The organism is uncultured Aliiroseovarius sp., from assembly GCF_947497285.1.
In the GTDB taxonomy this organism is placed as follows: Bacteria; Pseudomonadota; Alphaproteobacteria; order Rhodobacterales; family Rhodobacteraceae; genus Aliiroseovarius.
The window spans coordinates 225,610-241,062 of the sequence record NZ_CANMFT010000005.1 but is presented as its reverse complement, the minus strand read 5'-3'; the positions used below and the strand labels follow the sequence as shown (position 1 = coordinate 241,062).

Genomic DNA, 15,453 nt, shown 5'->3' with positions numbered 1-15,453 from the left:
CCCAGACGAGACCGGCCCCGCAACACGAGGGCGATCCTGTTTAGCTGTCGTAATCGATGACGTGGCGCAGTTGCTTTTCGAACTCCAGCGCTTTTCCGGTGCCCAATGCCACGCAGTTCAGGCTTTCATCCGCGACCGATATCGACAACCCTGTTTGCTCGCGCAGCGCCAGATCCAGCTCGCCAAGCAGCGCACCGCCACCGGTCAGCATCACGCCCCGGTCCACGATGTCAGCCGCCAAATCCGGCGGAGTTGCTTCCAACGCGGTCATGACCGCTTCGCAAATCTGTTGCACGGGTTCTGCCAATGCTTCGGCAACCTGTGCCTGACTGATCTCGGTTTCTTTGGGCACACCGTTCAAAAGGTCGCGCCCACGAATCTGTAGCGACGCGCCACGGCCGTCATCGGGCATACGTGCCGTGCCGATCGAGGTCTTGATCCGCTCGGCAGTGGTTTCGCCCACCAGAATGTTTTGCTGGCGGCGCAGATAATTGATGATCGCATCATCCATCCGGTCGCCGCCCACGCGCACAGATCGCGCATAGACGATGTCACCCAGCGACATCACGGCCACCTCGGTCGTGCCGCCGCCAATGTCGACAACCATGTTGCCGGTGGGGTCGGTGATCGGCATACCGGCACCAATCGCTGCTGCGATCGGCTCTGCCACCAGACCGGCGCGGCGTGCACCAGCGGACAAAACCGACTGGCGGATCGCGCGTTTTTCAACCGGGGTCGCGCCGTGGGGCACACAGACGATGATCTTGGGCTTCGAGAATGTCGTGCGCTTGTGAACCTTGCGGATGAAGTGCTTGATCATCTCTTCCGCGCTGTCGAAATCGGCAATGACGCCTTCGCGCATCGGTCGGATCGCTTCGATCGAGCCGGGGGTCCGGCCAAGCATCAGTTTGGCATCTTCGCCAACGGCCAGCACCTTCTTGACGCCATCCTTCACGTGATACGCAACCACCGAAGGCTCGTTCAGGACGATGCCTTTGCCTTTCACATAGACCAGCGTATTCGCTGTCCCAAGGTCAATTGCCATGTCCGACGAGAACAAGCTCGAAAACCCAACCATGAATGCTTACCCCGATTCGATACCCTTCGCGTCCGCGATTCCCTGTGGGCGCAGACCGCTGGATGTATAAGCGTCGGGGGGCGCAGGTGAAAGCCCTAATCCGAATTCACAGGCGGCATACCGCTTAAAAGCGGGCATTGTTTCCATGTCGAAAATTCTGTCCGGTGCCCTGTCAACCATAGGTCGGCCAACCCCAAAGCTCATCATCATTGATCAATGGATGCGCATGGCGGTGGCGCAATCTACAAGAATTGCACCTGTGGCGATGATCCTCAGACCGAAACCGAACAGCGCAACCACCTGAGCCGCGCACAAGCGTTGCTTGGGTGCAGTTGGACTGGGCGCGTTTCATGCGGGCAAGTAAAGCCCCGCCCGCATGGTCGTCAGTGGATCAAACCCCGGCAGGTTTGGTTTTTTCGCGCCGGACCAACAGGTTGTTCAGCGCGTTCACGTAGGCTTTGGCCGAGGCCACGACCGTGTCTGTATCGGACGATTGCCCCGTGACGATCTTGCCGTTCTCCTCCATCCGCACCGACACGGTGGCCTGTGCGTCTGTGCCTTCGGTCACAGCGTGCACCTGATACAGTTGCAGGCGCGCGTCATGCGGGAACAACATCTGGATCGCATTGAACGTTGCATCAACCGGGCCATCGCCGGTGGCGGTTTTCTGGTGATCGACACCGTCAATCTCCAACGTCAGGTCCGCGGATTGAGGCGCTTCGGTGCCGCAAATCACGCGCAGGAATTTCACCTGAATGCGGTCATTGGCGGCATCCGTTCCGTCTCGCATCAGGGCGATCAGGTCATCGTCGAACACCTCTTTCTTGCGGTCGGCCAGTTCCTTGAACCGCACGAACACGTCCTTCAACTGGTTGTCGCCCACATCAAAGCCCAGTTGGTTCAACCGGTCGCGCAACGCCGCCCGGCCCGAGTGCTTGCCCAGCACCAGGCTGGTTTCGGACAGGCCCACATCTTCGGGGCGCATAATCTCGAAGGTCTCGGCGTTTTTCAGCATGCCATCCTGGTGAATGCCGCTTTCATGGGCAAAGGCGTTCTTGCCGACAATGGCCTTGTTATACTGCACGGCAAAGCCAGATACCTGCGCCACACGGCGTGAGATGTTCATGATCTTCGTCGTGTCCACACCCGTGTCCCACGGCATAATGTCATGACGGACTTTCAAGGCCATCACGACCTCTTCCAACGCAGTGTTTCCTGCACGTTCGCCCAGCCCGTTGATGGTGCACTCGATCTGGCGCGCACCGGCTTCGACAGCCGCCAGTGAGTTCGCCGTCGCCATACCCAGATCGTTGTGACAATGGGTGGCGAACGTGACCTCGTCCGCGCCCGGCACTTTTTCAATCAGCATGCGGATCAGATCTGCACTTTCGCGCGGGGCAGTATAGCCGACCGTATCGGGGATGTTGATCGTCGTGGCGCCCGCTTTGATCGCAATTTCGATCACCCGGCACAGATAGTCATGTTCAGTCCGTGTCGCGTCCATCGCCGACCACTGCACATCGTCCGTCAGATTGCGCGCATGGGTGACGGTTTCATGGATCAGATCCGCCATCGCGTCTTTGGTCAGGTTGGGGATTTCCCGGTGCAGGGGCGACGTGCCGATGAAGGTGTGGATACGTGGCTTGGCGGCATGGCGCACGGCTTCGGCGCAGCGGTCGATATCCTTGAAATTCGCACGGCTCAGCCCGCAAATCACCGATCGTTTCGACCGTTTCGCAATCTCGCTCACCGCTGCGAAATCGCCCTCGGACGCAATCGGGAAACCTGCTTCGATGATGTCGACACCCATGTCGTCCAGCATCTCGGCGATTTCCAGTTTCTCGTCATGGGTCATGGTCGCGCCGGGGCTTTGTTCGCCGTCACGCAGGGTGGTGTCGAATATCAACACATTGTCAGAGGTCTTGGTCATTGTTTTATCTTCTCAATATCAGTGTCTTAGCCAGTTGCCCCAAAGGACAGACCCGGTTCGGGTGCAAGTTTCCAATTATGAGGCGGAGAATGTGGCGCGGTTTGCATATCCCCTGAGCGGTCGCGCCGAAACGGCACGCTCAGAGGCGGCTAAGAAGAAGCAGAAGGCTCAGGCCCAGCGCGGGGCGAGCGATGATATGTGTCTGCGTTTCCATGGGCGTGACTATAGGGCGGTTTGGCGTGAGATAAAGCCCCTATTTCCACCCTGACCGCAGAAAACGGGTGGTGGTCGTGCTTTTCTTCACAGGAAAATCAGTTTGTTACGGGGCAGAACGACCCGGTTCCACTAGTTCGCCGCAGCACCGGCGCTGGCCGCAGCGGCCGCGGCGCCCGCGTCGCTTCCAACTTGCGGTGCTGGCGTCGTGGTGGCAGCACCTTCGATCACGCCATCCTCCCACATGCCATCTTCCTGGCTACCATCCGCGCGTGTCACCATGCCCTTGCCGTGCCGCTTACCCTTCTCAAAGCCACCTTCATATCGGTCGCCATTAGCATAGACGGCAACGCCTTGCCCGTGGAACAGACCAGACACCCAATCGCCCTGATAGGTGAAGCCATCAGCGGTCTGAAGCTTGCCCTGACCTTCGCGCAGGCCGCCGACAAATTGGCCCTCATAGACCGAGCCATCTGCAAGCTTCGACATACCCTGACCATGCGGTTTGCCCGCCTGCCACGCGCCCACATAAGTTGACCCGTCGCGCGTGATCAGGCTGCCTTGCCCGTCATACAGCGCGTCCTTGAAACTGCCTTCGTAAACGGTGCCGTTTGCAAACCGCGCAACACCATTGCCGTCGATGACCCCGGCCTTCCATTCACCTTCGTAGCTGTTGCCGTCAGGGTATTGGATTGTGCCGGTGCCATCAGACAGACCGTTGCGAAATTGTCCTTGGTAGGTCGAGCCATCGGGATAGGTCACGGCGCCTTGTCCCTGAATGACACCTGCGACCCAGTTGCCTTCATACCGATAGCCATCCGCGCCTTCGAATACACCGGCACCATGGCGTTTGTCGTCTTCGAACGCGCCTTCATAGCGGTCACCGTTGGCATAGGTCACGACCCCTTTGCCCTGCCGTGTGCCGGCTTCGAAATTGCCGGTATAGACATCGCCATTGGCCTGTTTCAGAACGCCTTCGCCCTGCATTTGCCCCTTGGCCCATGTGCCATCGAACACCATGCCATCAGGTTGGGTCAGGATGCCCTGCCCGTCACGTTCGCCGCCACGCATTTCACCGTCATAGACAGACCCATCGGCATAGGTAGATGTGCCGCGCCCCTCTTTGACGCCAGCGACCCAGTCACCCTCATAGATATAGCCCGAGGGGCTCTGAAGCCGTCCTTGGCTGTGATGCAGCGCGTTGCGAAATCCGCCTTCGTATTTGATGCCGTTGGCATAGATCGCAAGCCCCGAGCCGTTGATCTTGCCATCCACCCAATCGCCTTCAAAGGTCGATCCGTCCGCAAAGGTGATCTTGCCAAACCCCTCGGGTTTGCCCTTGGCAAAACTGCCTTCATAGACTGACCCATTGGGGAAACGCGCCACGCCCTGCCCCAGGATCTGACCTTCAAAGAATTCGCCCGTGTATTCATACCCGGTCGGCAGCCGCAATGTTCCCATGCCGTGCTGCACACCACCTTTGAACGTGCCTTCGTAGACCGCGCCATCCTCGTATTGCTTGGTTTCGACCTGCGCCAAGGCTGGACCCGCGCCGGCAAACAAAACTGTTGTGACACCAAAAAAACTTGCGCGAAGGGGATGCATATCCAACCTCTTTCCCAAAAAAACCTACTGTGCGCGACAACACCGCACCAACCCGGTCCAAGCCTATGCGAGCCCCCGTCCCGAAACAACGGTTTTCACGAAGGGGCTCTTTATCCCGCACGCAAACCTGCTACATCTGGGCCAAGGATGACCCCGGCGCTGGTGGCCGGGCGCAAAGGATACGCGCGATGAGTAACAATTTCCGCCTGACGCTGGCGCAGCTTAACCCGACCGTGGGCGCGATTTCCGCCAATGCCGACAAGGCGCGGGACGTTTGGGCGCAGGCCAAGGCAGCCGGCAGCGACATGCTGGCCCTGCCCGAGGCGTTTATCACCGGCTATCAGACCCAAGACCTTGTGATGCGCCCGCAGTTTTTCCGCGATGCGATGGCGACCGTGGATCAGCTTGCCGCCGATTGCGCAGACGGTCCCGCCATTGGAATCGGCGGGCCATTTCACGACGGCAAGGATTTGTTCAACGCCTATTTCATCTTGAAAGGCGGCAAGGTCGCGGCGCGTGTTCTGAAGCAACGCCTGCCCAACTTCACCGTCTTTGATGAGGAGCGCCAGTTCACCTCGGCCGACCCGCAAGGTCCGGTTGCGCTGGGCCCGATTCGTATCGGTATCCCGATTTGCGAAGACGCGTGGCATAGCGAGGACGTGTGCGAAACGCTGGCCGAAAGCGGGGCGGAGTTTCTGTTGATCCCCAACGGCTCGCCCTACTACCGGCGCAAGTTCGATGTGCGCGTAAACCACATGGTGGCGCGCGTGGTCGAAACCGGCTTGCCGCTGGTCTATCTGAACATGGTGGGCGGGCAGGATGATCAGGTCTTTGACGGCGGCACCTTTGCCCTGAACCCCGGCGGAGAGCTTGCCTTCCGCATGTCGACCTTCGACGAAGAAATCCGGCACGTCGACCTGAACCGGACAGATGACGGATGGCGCATCACCCCCGGCCCCATTGCTGTGCATGGGGATGAGTGGGAACAGGACTATCGCGCGATGGTCGAAAGCCTGCGTGATTATATGGGCAAGACCGGGTTCAAACAGGTGCTTCTGGGTCTGTCCGGCGGGATCGACAGCGCGATTGTGGCCACCATCGCCGCAGACGCGCTTGGGCCGGAGAATGTGCGCTGCGTGATGCTGCCATCGGAATACACTTCGCAAAGCTCGCTGGATGACGCCAAGGACATCGCCCAGCGCCTTGGCTGCACCTATGATTTCGTGCCGATCAAGGAAGGGCGCGACGCAATCACCAACACGCTGGCGCCACTATTTGAAGGCACCAAGCCCGACGTGACCGAGGAAAACATCCAGTCCCGCCTGCGTGGCCTGTTGCTGATGGCGCTGTCCAACAAGACCGGCGCGATGCTGCTGACCACAGGAAACAAATCCGAGGTCGCGGTGGGCTATGCCACGATCTATGGTGATATGTCGGGGGGCTATAACCCGATCAAAGACCTATATAAAACCCGCGTGTTTGAACAATGCCGCTGGCGCAACGCCAACCACCGCGACTGGATGGAAGGCCCCGAGGGCGAGGTGATCCCGGTATCGATCATCGACAAACCCCCCTCCGCTGAACTGCGCCCGGATCAAAAGGACGAAGACAGCCTGCCACCTTACGAGGTGCTGGACGGTATCCTTGAGGGCCTAATCGACGACGAAAAATCGGTGGCCGAACTGGTGGCCGAAGGGTTTGACCGCGCGACCGTCAAGAAGGTCGAGCACCTGATCTTCATCTCGGAATACAAACGCTTCCAATCCGCGCCGGGCACCCGCCTGACCATGCGCAGTTTCTGGTTGGACCGCCGCTATCCGATCGTGAATCGCTGGCGGGACGAAAGCTGATCGCCCTGCCGCGAGCGCCTCAGCCCATCAAAAGCTGATAGCTGTGCGGGACATAGTGGAACCCGCCGTCACGTTCCTCGACATAGCCCAGCGCAGGGAAAGGCATGTGATAGCCGATGAAGGGCATCTTTTCGGCTGCCAGCATTCCCAACAGCGTTTTGCGGGTCGCAGCCGCCGCTGCCTTGTCACGGTCGAATTTCACCTCCCAATCCGGGTAGGCCAGTGACCAGGCATAATGGTTGGCGAAATCAGCGGCGATCAACAGGGATTGCCCGTCGCTGTCCAACCGGAACGCCATGTGGCCGGGCGTGTGGCCGAATGCCTCGACCGCTTCAATGCCAGACACCACGCTGTCACCACCGTTGATCATCGTGGTCTGTTCGGCCAGTGGCGCGACCTTGGCGTCGAACCCGTCATTGCCCGCGGCAGCCCAGTGATCAAACTCGACAGCGCCGGTGACATAGCGTGCGTTGGGAAAGGTGACGCCCGCGTCACCCGCCAATCCGCCGATGTGGTCCCCGTGCATGTGGGTCAGCACGACGATATCCACCTGATCGGGGGTATAGCCCGCAGCCGCCAATGCCCCAGTGATACCCGCCGCACTCAGGCCGGTGTCAAACAGCACAAGCTCTGACCCCGTGTTGACCAGCGTCGGTGTGAAAAAGAACTGCGCGGCGGTTGTGGGGATATGCGCGGCGTCAGACGCTGCCGCAAATTCATCTGCGCTGACATTCATGCCGAAAATGCTCTGCGGCTCTTCCACCGTGCGGTTGCCAGCCAGCAGGGTTGTCACCTCGAACCCGCCCAGTTTCACGGTCTGTGCGGCCGTTTTGGCAAGGCCCATTTGCGGTGCCATGGCATTTGCAGAACCGGCCACCAATCCGGCGAAGGGTGTCGCGGCACCCGCCACCAACAGGTGACGACGCGACAGAGTAGGCGTGGCAAAACGTTTCATGTGAGACCTCCCAGAACGATCAATTTCGTTGAAACAACAGCGTGCAGTATACTCGGATTCTATCATTGAGGGATTCACACAATTGTGACGGGTCCAGCGCAAGAGGGGCACGCCGATGGCGACGGGCAACAAGGCAAACAAAACCCAAGCGACGACGCAAGACGTCGCCCGCTTCATCGAAACGGTCGACCCCTTGTCAAAACGCGAAGACGCCCGCGTGCTGGACCAGATTTTTCGCGAAGTGACCGGCTTTCACCCTGCCATGTGGGGGCCAACGATCATCGGTTATGGCCGCTATCACTACCGCTATGACAGCGGGCGCGGGGGCGACTTTCTGGCCACCGGATTTTCCCCACGCAAGGCCCGCCATTCGATCTATATCATGCCGGGATATGTGGATTTCGGGGATATTCTGGCCCGACTTGGCAAGCACAAGATGGGCAAATCCTGCCTTTACGTGAACAAGCTGGCCGATATCGACCTGGACGTGCTGGCCGAGCTTATCCGCGCGGGACTGCGCGATCTGGAACAGAAATGGCCGGTCGAGGCGACCTGATCATTCCCACCAGCGATCAATCGCAGCGATATCATCATCCGACCACCCGAAATGATGGGCGAATTCGTGCACGATGATATGCGCCACCAATTCGGCCAGCGATACATCACCCCGCGACGCCCATTCATCAAGGATCGGCCGGCGGAACAGAAAGACCGTATCTGGCGCGGTTGGCTGATCGGTCACCGATTTTTGCGTCAGCGGAATGCCTTCGTAAACCGCGGTCAGCTCGAATGGGTCGACAATCTCCATCTCCGCCAGCAGCCCGGCGCTCGGCATATTCTCGACACGTATCCCGACTTCCAGCGCCTTTTCAACGAACGCAGGCGGCAAGCGCATTCGGGCGTCATAAGCGAGCGCTTCGATATCAGCGATGGAGGGGGCGTATTTACGGGTCATACCGGATTATATGGACAAAAGCGGGCCAGTATGAAAGAGGGACGAGCCAAGGAGACACACCATGACCACCACCCGTTTTGCCCCCTCGCCCACCGGCTACATCCATGTTGGCAACCTGCGCACCGCGCTGTTCAACTATCTGATCGCTGCCAAATCGGGCGGGCAGTTCATCCTGCGCCTTGATGATACCGACCCCGAGCGGTCCAAGCAGGAATACGCGGATGCCATCAAGGAAGATCTTGAATGGCTGGGCCTGACATGGGATCGGGTTGAAAGGCAATCCGACCGGCTGGACCGCTATGAAGAAGCCGCCCAGAAGTTGCGAGATATGGGCCGGTTTTACGAGTGTTTCGAGACACCGACCGAGCTGGACCTGAAGCGCAAGAAGCAGCTGAACATGGGCAAACCGCCGGTCTATGACCGCTCAGCGCTGGCGCTGTCAGATGACGAGAAGTCCAAGCTGCGCGTAGAACGCGGGCAAGGCCACTGGCGGTTCAAGCTGGATCACGAGCGGATCAACTGGACCGATGGCATTCTGGGCGACATCTCGATTGATGCGGCGTCCGTGTCTGACCCGGTGTTGATCCGGGGCGATGGGCAGTTCCTTTACACGCTGGCTTCGGTCTGTGACGACATCGACTTCGGGATTACGGACGTTGTGCGCGGGTCGGACCACGTGACCAACACCGCGACGCAAATCCAAATAATTGAGGCGTTGGGCGGCAAGGTCCCGACCTTCGCCCACCACTCGCTTCTGACCGGCCCGCAAGGCGAGGCGCTGTCCAAGCGTCTAGGCACGCTGGCGATCCGCGACTTGCGCGAACGCGGTGTGCAGCCGATGGCGCTGCTCAGCCTGCTGGCACGGCTGGGATCTTCGCAACCGGTCGAGCTTCGCAGCTCGTTGGACGAAATCGTTGACGGTTTCGATCTGGAGACCTTTGGCTCTGCCCCCACCAAATTCGACGTCGAAGACCTGTTTCCGCTGACCGCTCGTTACCTGTCGCATCTGCCGGTCGAGGCGGTCGCAGATACGTTGGACGACCTTGGCGTCCCCGCCGACAAGGCCAACGCCTTCTGGACCGTCGCGCGTGAAAACATCACGACGCTGAGCGATCTTGAAGCATGGTGGACCCTGTGTCGCGACGGCGCTGACCCGGTGATCGAAGAAGAAGACCGCGAGTTCGTCGCAACCGCGATGGGGCTTCTGCCCGATGGACCGTACGACGCCGACAGCTGGTCAAAATGGACCGCCGCCGTGAAAGAAGCCACGGGCCGCAAAGGGCGCGGGTTGTTCATGCCGCTGCGTAAGGCCGTCACCGGGATGAGCCACGGGCCGGACATGTCGGCCCTTCTGCCGCTTTTGCAAGTGATCCGCGCGAAGGGCTGACACCGCAGCCGCAGTGTCAATACCGGTTACGGACTTACCGTCTTACCCGCACCGATAGCCGCGACAGGCCTTCGTCTACAATCGCGCGCTCCTCAGTGCTCAGCGTTTGTGCGCGCGGATAGATCGGCGCAGCCCGGTCGTCCAAAATGGGAGCGTGCCAACCTTCTGTCGTCTCGAAGAAGTGGGTCACGCCATCTGTGCCGAACTCGGCCAGATAACCCTGAACCACGACATCAATGTAGCTGAGCAGCACCGGGTTGCGATCGGTGGGCGCGTGGTGGTCCCCGTCGGCAATCGCATAAAGGACGACCTCCAGATCTCCGGCCGCATAGCTGATTTCCGACCCCAACGGCACACGCGCATAAGCCCGTTCGCGCGCGTCCAGTGCGGACCAATTGCCATCAGGCACAGCTGCGATCAGGCCTTCTATGTAATCGTCACGCGCCGGGACCGCCGTCAAATAGCACACATCGCGCAAGGGCGAACGACGCCACGCCCGCCGCCATCCCGTCACACGCGCCGGCTGGCGCCCATCGTAGTCATGTGTGCGTCGGTTGACCAACGATCCGTAGCCGAAAAAGCAGCGATCCTTCATCCGGACAGATTGCATGTGCATGCATTTGTAGACAAGACTTGTCGAACGCCATCAAGGCGGCTATTTTCGCGCCATCGCATCGGGAGAATCTGGCGGAGGCCAGTGCCGAAGGAGCAACCGCCCCGGTAAACTCTCAGGCTCATGGACCGATGCAATGCGAGAACTCTGGAGAGAGGCACTTACGTGTCCGCCGAAGGGATAACGATCTCAGGCGACGAGGACAGAGGGGGCATCGATGAGCGCGATAGCGCTCGAACGATGCCGGGCGCATGGCTTCCATGGCTTTCCGGCGACAGATGGGAGAAACGACCATGGGTGCGCCCCTGCAAGACCTGAAACGGACCGGACTATATGACCTGCATGTGGACCTTGGCGCCAAGATGGTGCCGTTTGCCGGCTATGAAATGCCCGTGCAATACCCGCTGGGCGTGCTGAAGGAACACCTGCTCACACGCAATGCCGCCGGTCTGTTCGATGTCAGCCATATGGGTCAGGTGATCTTGCGCGGCGCGACGCCAACCCTGTCACTGGAACGGATTGTGCCCCAATCGATCGCAGGTCTTGCCGAAGGGCGTCAGCGCTATGCGTTCTTCACAAATGACGCGGGCGGCATTTTGGATGACCTGATGGTTGCCAACCGCGGCGACCACCTCTTCTTGGTCGTAAACGCCGCCTGCAAGGACGCCGATATCGCCCACATGCGCGCCCATCTAACAGATTGCGAAATAGAGGTGATTGAGGATCGGGCACTTCTGGCCCTTCAAGGCCCTGCTGCCGAAGCCGCTTTGTCCTCGCTTGTGCCATCTGCGGGCGCGATGAAATTCATGGACATCGCCGTTACTGACAGTGACTTTGGAGAGCTTTGGATCTCTCGATCGGGCTATACGGGCGAGGACGGATATGAAATTTCAGTGCCAAATGCCCACGCCCAAGCGTTTGCCCGCGCCCTGCTGGCAATAGATACAGTCGAACCCATCGGACTTGGCGCACGCGACAGCCTGCGCCTTGAGGCCGGGCTTTGCCTGTATGGCAACGATATCGACACCACAACCACGCCGGTCGAAGCCGCACTTGAATGGGCGCTGCAACAGCCCCGCAAGTCAGGTGGTGATCGCGAAGGCGGCTTTCCCGGTGCAGAGCGCATTCTGGCAGAATTTGAAAATGGTGCGTCCCGCCGGCGCGTTGGCTTGCTGCCAGAAGGTCGCGCACCGATGCGCGCCGGAACTGAACTCTATGCCTCGGAAGAAGCAGAGAGCCCGATCGGGCAAGTCACGTCCGGCGCATTCGGGCCGTCTATCGAACGCCCGATGTCCATGGGCTATGTCGCCATAGACCACGCCGCCACGGGCACGAAAATCTTTGGTGACGTGCGCGGAAAACGCCAACCCGTCACGGTCGCGGACATGCCGTTCCGCCCCGCCACCTATAAACGATGACCCTTACTTTCCAGCAGGAGACACCCAATGAAATACACTGAAGAACACGAATGGCTTCGCGAAGAAGATGGCACCTATCTGGTCGGCATTACCGCACACGCAGCAGAACAGCTTGGGGATGTGGTGTTCGTCGAGCTTCCCGAAGTGGGTGACACCGTGTCGAAGGATGACGAGATCGTCGTGATCGAAAGCGTCAAGGCCGCATCCGACATCCTGAGCCCGCTGGACGGCGAAATCGTGGAAGTAAATAGCGCCATCGAAGACGAACCCGGTAAAGTAAATGATGACCCCGAGGGCGACGCCTGGTTCTTCAAAATCAAGCCTTCGGACACCAGCCCGCTGGACGACTATATGGACGAAGCAGCTTACAAGACATTCATCGGCTAAGCCCTCGTCACCACCGCAAGCCTGCGCTGACCATTGCAATGGGCGGCCTTAGGGTCCCTACGCGCCACAATCGCTCGGAGATACGTCATGCCTTTCACGCCAACGGGTTACAAACCCTATGACTTCGCCAACCGCCGTCATATCGGCCCTTCGCCCGTGGAAATGGATGAAATGTTCAAGACTGTCGGTGTCAGCTCGCTGGACGAGTTGATCGACCAGACAGTGCCCAAAAGCATCCGCCAGGCAGACGCGCTGGATTGGGGCCCTGCCCTGTCCGAACGTGAAGCGCTGCACAAGATGCGTTACACCGCCGACAAGAACGTCGTGATGCGGTCGCTTCTGGGGCAAGGGTATCATGGCACGGTCACCCCCCCTGCAATCCAGCGCAACATTTTGGAAAACCCGGCGTGGTATACGGCCTACACGCCTTATCAGCCCGAGATTTCGCAAGGCCGGCTTGAAGCGCTTTTGAACTATCAGACAATGATCTCGGACTTGACCGGGCTCGAGATTGCCAACGCCTCGCTGTTGGATGAAGCCACCGCCTGCGCCGAAGCAATGACCATGGGCCAGCGCATTGCCAAGTCGAAATCGAACAAGTTCTTTGTCGATCTCAACTGTCACCCGCAAAACATCGCGGTGATGAAAACACGCGCAGCGCCGTTGGATATCGAGATTGTCATCGGTGACCCGGAAACCGATCTGGTCGCCGACGATGTCTTTGGCGCGATCTTCCAATACCCCGGAACCTTTGGCCGCGTCAGTGACTTCACCGACCAGATCGCCGCACTGCATGCCGCCAAGGCCATCGGCGTCGTTTCGGCGGACCCGCTGGCGCTGACCGTGCTGAAAGAGCCAGGCGCAATGGGCGCGGACATCGCCGTCGGCTCGTCACAGCGTTTCGGCGTGCCTTTGGGCTTTGGCGGCCCTCACGCTGCCTATATGGCGACGGCGGAAAAGCACAAGCGCGCGATGCCGGGCCGGCTTGTCGGCGTGTCTGTCGATGCGCGTGGCAACCAGGCTTACCGTCTGTCGCTGCAAACGCGTGAACAGCATATCCGGCGCGAAAAGGCGACCTCGAACGTCTGCACGGCACAGGCGCTTTTGGCTGTTATGGCCAGCTTTTATGCCGTGTTCCACGGCCCCGAGGGTTTGAAAGCGATTGCGCAGGACGTGCACCTCAAGACCGTTCGGCTGGCCAAGGGGTTAGAGCAGGCTGGCTTTACCATCACATCGAAGCACTTCTTTGACACGATCACCGTGCATGTTGGCGCGTTGCAGAACACCGTTCTGAAATCGGCCCGCGAAGAAGGCATCAACCTGCGCCCGGTTGAAACCGAATATGTCGGCATCACGCTGGACGAAGCCACCCGCCCGGCGGTGATCGAAGGCGTCTGGCGTGCCTTCGGCATCACCCGCAGCTATGATGACAGCGACAACGAATATCGCCTGCCCGATGCCAGCCTGCGAACCTCGGATTACCTGACCCATCCCGTGTTTCACATGAACCGCGCCGAAACCGAGATGATGCGCTATATGCGTCGTCTGGCGGACCGCGACCTTGCGCTGGACCGCGCCATGATCCCGTTGGGGTCGTGCACGATGAAGCTGAACGCTGCCGCCGAAATGATGCCGGTCAGTTGGCGCGAGTTTGCCTACATCCACCCAATGGCCCCGCAAGAACAGGTCGGCGGCTATATCGAACTGATCGACGATCTGAAGCAAAAGCTCTGCCTGATCACAGGTTATGACGACATGTCGATGCAGCCCAACTCGGGCGCGCAGGGCGAATATGCGGGGCTCTTGACCATCCAAGCCTATCACCGCGCGCAAGGTCAGGGCGAACGCAACATCTGCCTGATCCCGATTTCTGCGCACGGCACCAACCCGGCATCCGCTCATATGGTGGGGCTGGATGTGGTTGTGGTGAAATCAGCGGAGAATGGCGACATTGATCTGGACGATTTCCGCGCCAAGGCCGAAGCCGCGGGCGACAAGCTGGCGGCATGCATGATCACCTACCCATCGACCCACGGCGTGTTCGAAGAAACCGTGCGCGAGATTTGCCAGATCACCCATGATCACGGCGGACAGGTTTATATCGACGGCGCGAACCTGAACGCGATGGTCGGTCTGTCGAAACTGGGCGAGATTGGGGGGGATGTCAGCCACCTGAACCTGCACAAGACCTTTGCCATCCCACATGGCGGCGGTGGCCCCGGCATGGGGCCGATTGGCGTCAAAGCCCACCTTGCCCCGCACCTGCCCGGCAACGGGCTGATCGGGGAAGAGGGCGCGGTGTCCGCAGCGCCCTTCGGATCGGGCTCGATCCTGCCGATCAGCTGGGCTTACGTGCTGATGATGGGGGGTGACGGGCTAACACAGGCGACCAAGGTCGCGATCCTGAACGGCAACTACATCGCCACCCGCCTGAAAGGCGCGTTCGACGTGCTGTTCACCGGTCACAATGGCCGCGTGGCGCACGAGTGCATCATCGACACACGTCCCTTTGCCGACAGTGCCGGAGTGACTGTTGATGACATTGCAAAACGTTTGATCGACAACGGCTTCCACGCGCCCACGATGAGCTGGCCCGTGGCTGGCACGTTGATGATCGAACCGACCGAGTCGGAAACCAAGGCCGAGCTTGACCGTTTCTGCGATGCCATGCTCGCCATCCGCGAAGAAATTCGCGAAATTGAAGAGGGCAAGATCGACCCGGAAAACAACCCGCTGAAACACGCACCACATACATATGTGGACCTCGTGGGCGACTGGGACCGGCCTTATTCACGCGAACAAGGGTGCTTTCCGCCGGGCAGTTTCCGGGTGGACAAATACTGGTCGCCCGTCAACCGCGTGGACAATGCCTATGGTGACAGGCACCTGATCTGCACCTGCCCACCACTGACGGATTATGCAGACGAAAGCTGAGCAGTCAGTCAGTCAGACAGCCAAAAGAACGGGCGGTGGAGTAATCCATCGCCCTTTTTGTCTTTCCCGCACGGGCCACCGGCCCGGGCAGCGCCCACCCGGGGTCAGGCGCTGCCCTGATGTGGTGT

The 15,453-nt window shown here is 59.8% G+C and carries 12 protein-coding genes and 1 riboswitch; of the genes, 6 read left to right on the top strand and 6 right to left on the bottom strand.

The annotated features are described in order from the left end of the window. Nucleotides 1-40: 40 nt before the first annotated feature. From Q0864_RS11315 to Q0864_RS11305, 3 genes are all read right to left on the bottom strand, one after another. Nucleotides 41-1,078, bottom strand: a complete 1,038-nt coding sequence (locus Q0864_RS11315) for a rod shape-determining protein (RefSeq protein WP_298569403.1) — start codon at nt 1,076-1,078, stop codon at nt 41-43. Between the two features lie 391 nt (nt 1,079-1,469). Next, entirely contained in the window at nt 1,470-3,008 is a 1,539-nt protein-coding gene (locus Q0864_RS11310) for a 2-isopropylmalate synthase (RefSeq protein ID WP_298569401.1), read from the bottom strand. A gap of 345 nt (nt 3,009-3,353) precedes the next feature. After that, entirely contained in the window at nt 3,354-4,826 is a 1,473-nt protein-coding gene (locus Q0864_RS11305; protein WP_298569399.1) for a 2-isopropylmalate synthase, read from the bottom strand. 188 nt (nt 4,827-5,014) lie between these two features. Between Q0864_RS11305 and Q0864_RS11300 the strand changes: the two genes are divergently transcribed. Beyond that, a complete protein-coding gene (locus Q0864_RS11300; RefSeq protein WP_298569396.1) occupies nt 5,015-6,676 on the top strand; it encodes an NAD+ synthase in 1,662 nt (553 codons plus the stop codon). 19 nt (nt 6,677-6,695) lie between these two features. On the opposite strand, the gene Q0864_RS11295 is transcribed toward Q0864_RS11300, so the two are convergent. Further along, nucleotides 6,696-7,631 (bottom strand): MBL fold metallo-hydrolase, encoded by a 936-nt coding sequence (locus tag Q0864_RS11295; protein ID WP_298569393.1) that lies wholly within the window; start codon nt 7,629-7,631, stop codon nt 6,696-6,698. Between the two features lie 115 nt (nt 7,632-7,746). On the opposite strand from Q0864_RS11295, the gene Q0864_RS11290 reads away from it, so the two are divergent. After that, nucleotides 7,747-8,187, top strand: coding sequence for a DUF1801 domain-containing protein (locus tag Q0864_RS11290; protein ID WP_298569390.1), 441 nt, complete (start codon nt 7,747-7,749; stop codon nt 8,185-8,187). On the opposite strand, the gene Q0864_RS11285 is transcribed toward Q0864_RS11290, so the two are convergent. After that, nucleotides 8,188-8,586: a metallopeptidase family protein gene (locus Q0864_RS11285; protein WP_248367381.1), complete on the bottom strand. Its 399-nt coding sequence runs from the start codon at nt 8,584-8,586 to the stop codon at nt 8,188-8,190. Nucleotides 8,587-8,647: 61 nt separating this feature from the next. Here Q0864_RS11285 and gltX point away from each other — a divergent pair, with 61 nt between their 5' ends. Beyond that, nucleotides 8,648-9,973: a glutamate--tRNA ligase gene (gltX, locus tag Q0864_RS11280; protein ID WP_298569383.1), complete on the top strand. Its 1,326-nt coding sequence runs from the start codon at nt 8,648-8,650 to the stop codon at nt 9,971-9,973. A 34-nt stretch (nt 9,974-10,007) separates the two neighbouring features. On the opposite strand, the gene Q0864_RS11275 is transcribed toward gltX, so the two are convergent. After that, nucleotides 10,008-10,583, bottom strand: coding sequence for a gamma-glutamylcyclotransferase family protein (locus tag Q0864_RS11275; RefSeq protein WP_298569380.1), 576 nt, complete (start codon nt 10,581-10,583; stop codon nt 10,008-10,010). A 55-nt stretch (nt 10,584-10,638) separates the two neighbouring features. Then, a riboswitch (glycine riboswitch) is annotated at nt 10,639-10,727 on the top strand. 164 nt (nt 10,728-10,891) lie between these two features. Between Q0864_RS11275 and gcvT the strand changes: the two genes are divergently transcribed. The 3 genes from gcvT to gcvP all read left to right on the top strand — a co-directional run bounded on the left by gcvT (nt 10,892) and on the right by gcvP (nt 15,325). Beyond that, nucleotides 10,892-12,004, top strand: coding sequence for a glycine cleavage system aminomethyltransferase GcvT (gene gcvT, locus Q0864_RS11270; protein ID WP_298569512.1), 1,113 nt, complete (start codon nt 10,892-10,894; stop codon nt 12,002-12,004). A 27-nt stretch (nt 12,005-12,031) separates the two neighbouring features. Beyond that, nucleotides 12,032-12,391 carry a glycine cleavage system protein GcvH gene (gene gcvH, locus Q0864_RS11265; protein ID WP_298569377.1) on the top strand — a complete coding sequence of 120 codons (360 nt, stop codon included), beginning with the start codon at nt 12,032-12,034 and terminating at the stop codon, nt 12,389-12,391. Between the two features lie 87 nt (nt 12,392-12,478). Further along, nucleotides 12,479-15,325, top strand: a complete 2,847-nt coding sequence (gene gcvP / locus Q0864_RS11260) for an aminomethyl-transferring glycine dehydrogenase (RefSeq protein ID WP_298569374.1) — start codon at nt 12,479-12,481, stop codon at nt 15,323-15,325. The last annotated feature ends 128 nt before the right edge of the window (nt 15,326-15,453 follow it).

Coding starts and splice junctions, on each gene's coding strand:
- gcvP (WP_298569374.1), top strand. CDS start 12,479: ATGCCTTTCACGCCAACGGGTTACAAACCCTATGACTTCGCCAACCGC.
- Q0864_RS11275 (WP_298569380.1), bottom strand. CDS start 10,583: ATGCAATCTGTCCGGATGAAGGATCGCTGCTTTTTCGGCTACGGATCG.
- Q0864_RS11310 (WP_298569401.1), bottom strand. CDS start 3,008: ATGACCAAGACCTCTGACAATGTGTTGATATTCGACACCACCCTGCGT.
- Q0864_RS11315 (WP_298569403.1), bottom strand. CDS start 1,078: ATGGTTGGGTTTTCGAGCTTGTTCTCGTCGGACATGGCAATTGACCTT.
- Q0864_RS11295 (WP_298569393.1), bottom strand. CDS start 7,631: ATGAAACGTTTTGCCACGCCTACTCTGTCGCGTCGTCACCTGTTGGTG.
- Q0864_RS11290 (WP_298569390.1), top strand. CDS start 7,747: ATGGCGACGGGCAACAAGGCAAACAAAACCCAAGCGACGACGCAAGAC.
- Q0864_RS11300 (WP_298569396.1), top strand. CDS start 5,015: ATGAGTAACAATTTCCGCCTGACGCTGGCGCAGCTTAACCCGACCGTG.
- Q0864_RS11285 (WP_248367381.1), bottom strand. CDS start 8,586: ATGACCCGTAAATACGCCCCCTCCATCGCTGATATCGAAGCGCTCGCT.
- Q0864_RS11305 (WP_298569399.1), bottom strand. CDS start 4,826: ATGCATCCCCTTCGCGCAAGTTTTTTTGGTGTCACAACAGTTTTGTTT.
- gcvH (WP_298569377.1), top strand. CDS start 12,032: ATGAAATACACTGAAGAACACGAATGGCTTCGCGAAGAAGATGGCACC.
- gltX (WP_298569383.1), top strand. CDS start 8,648: ATGACCACCACCCGTTTTGCCCCCTCGCCCACCGGCTACATCCATGTT.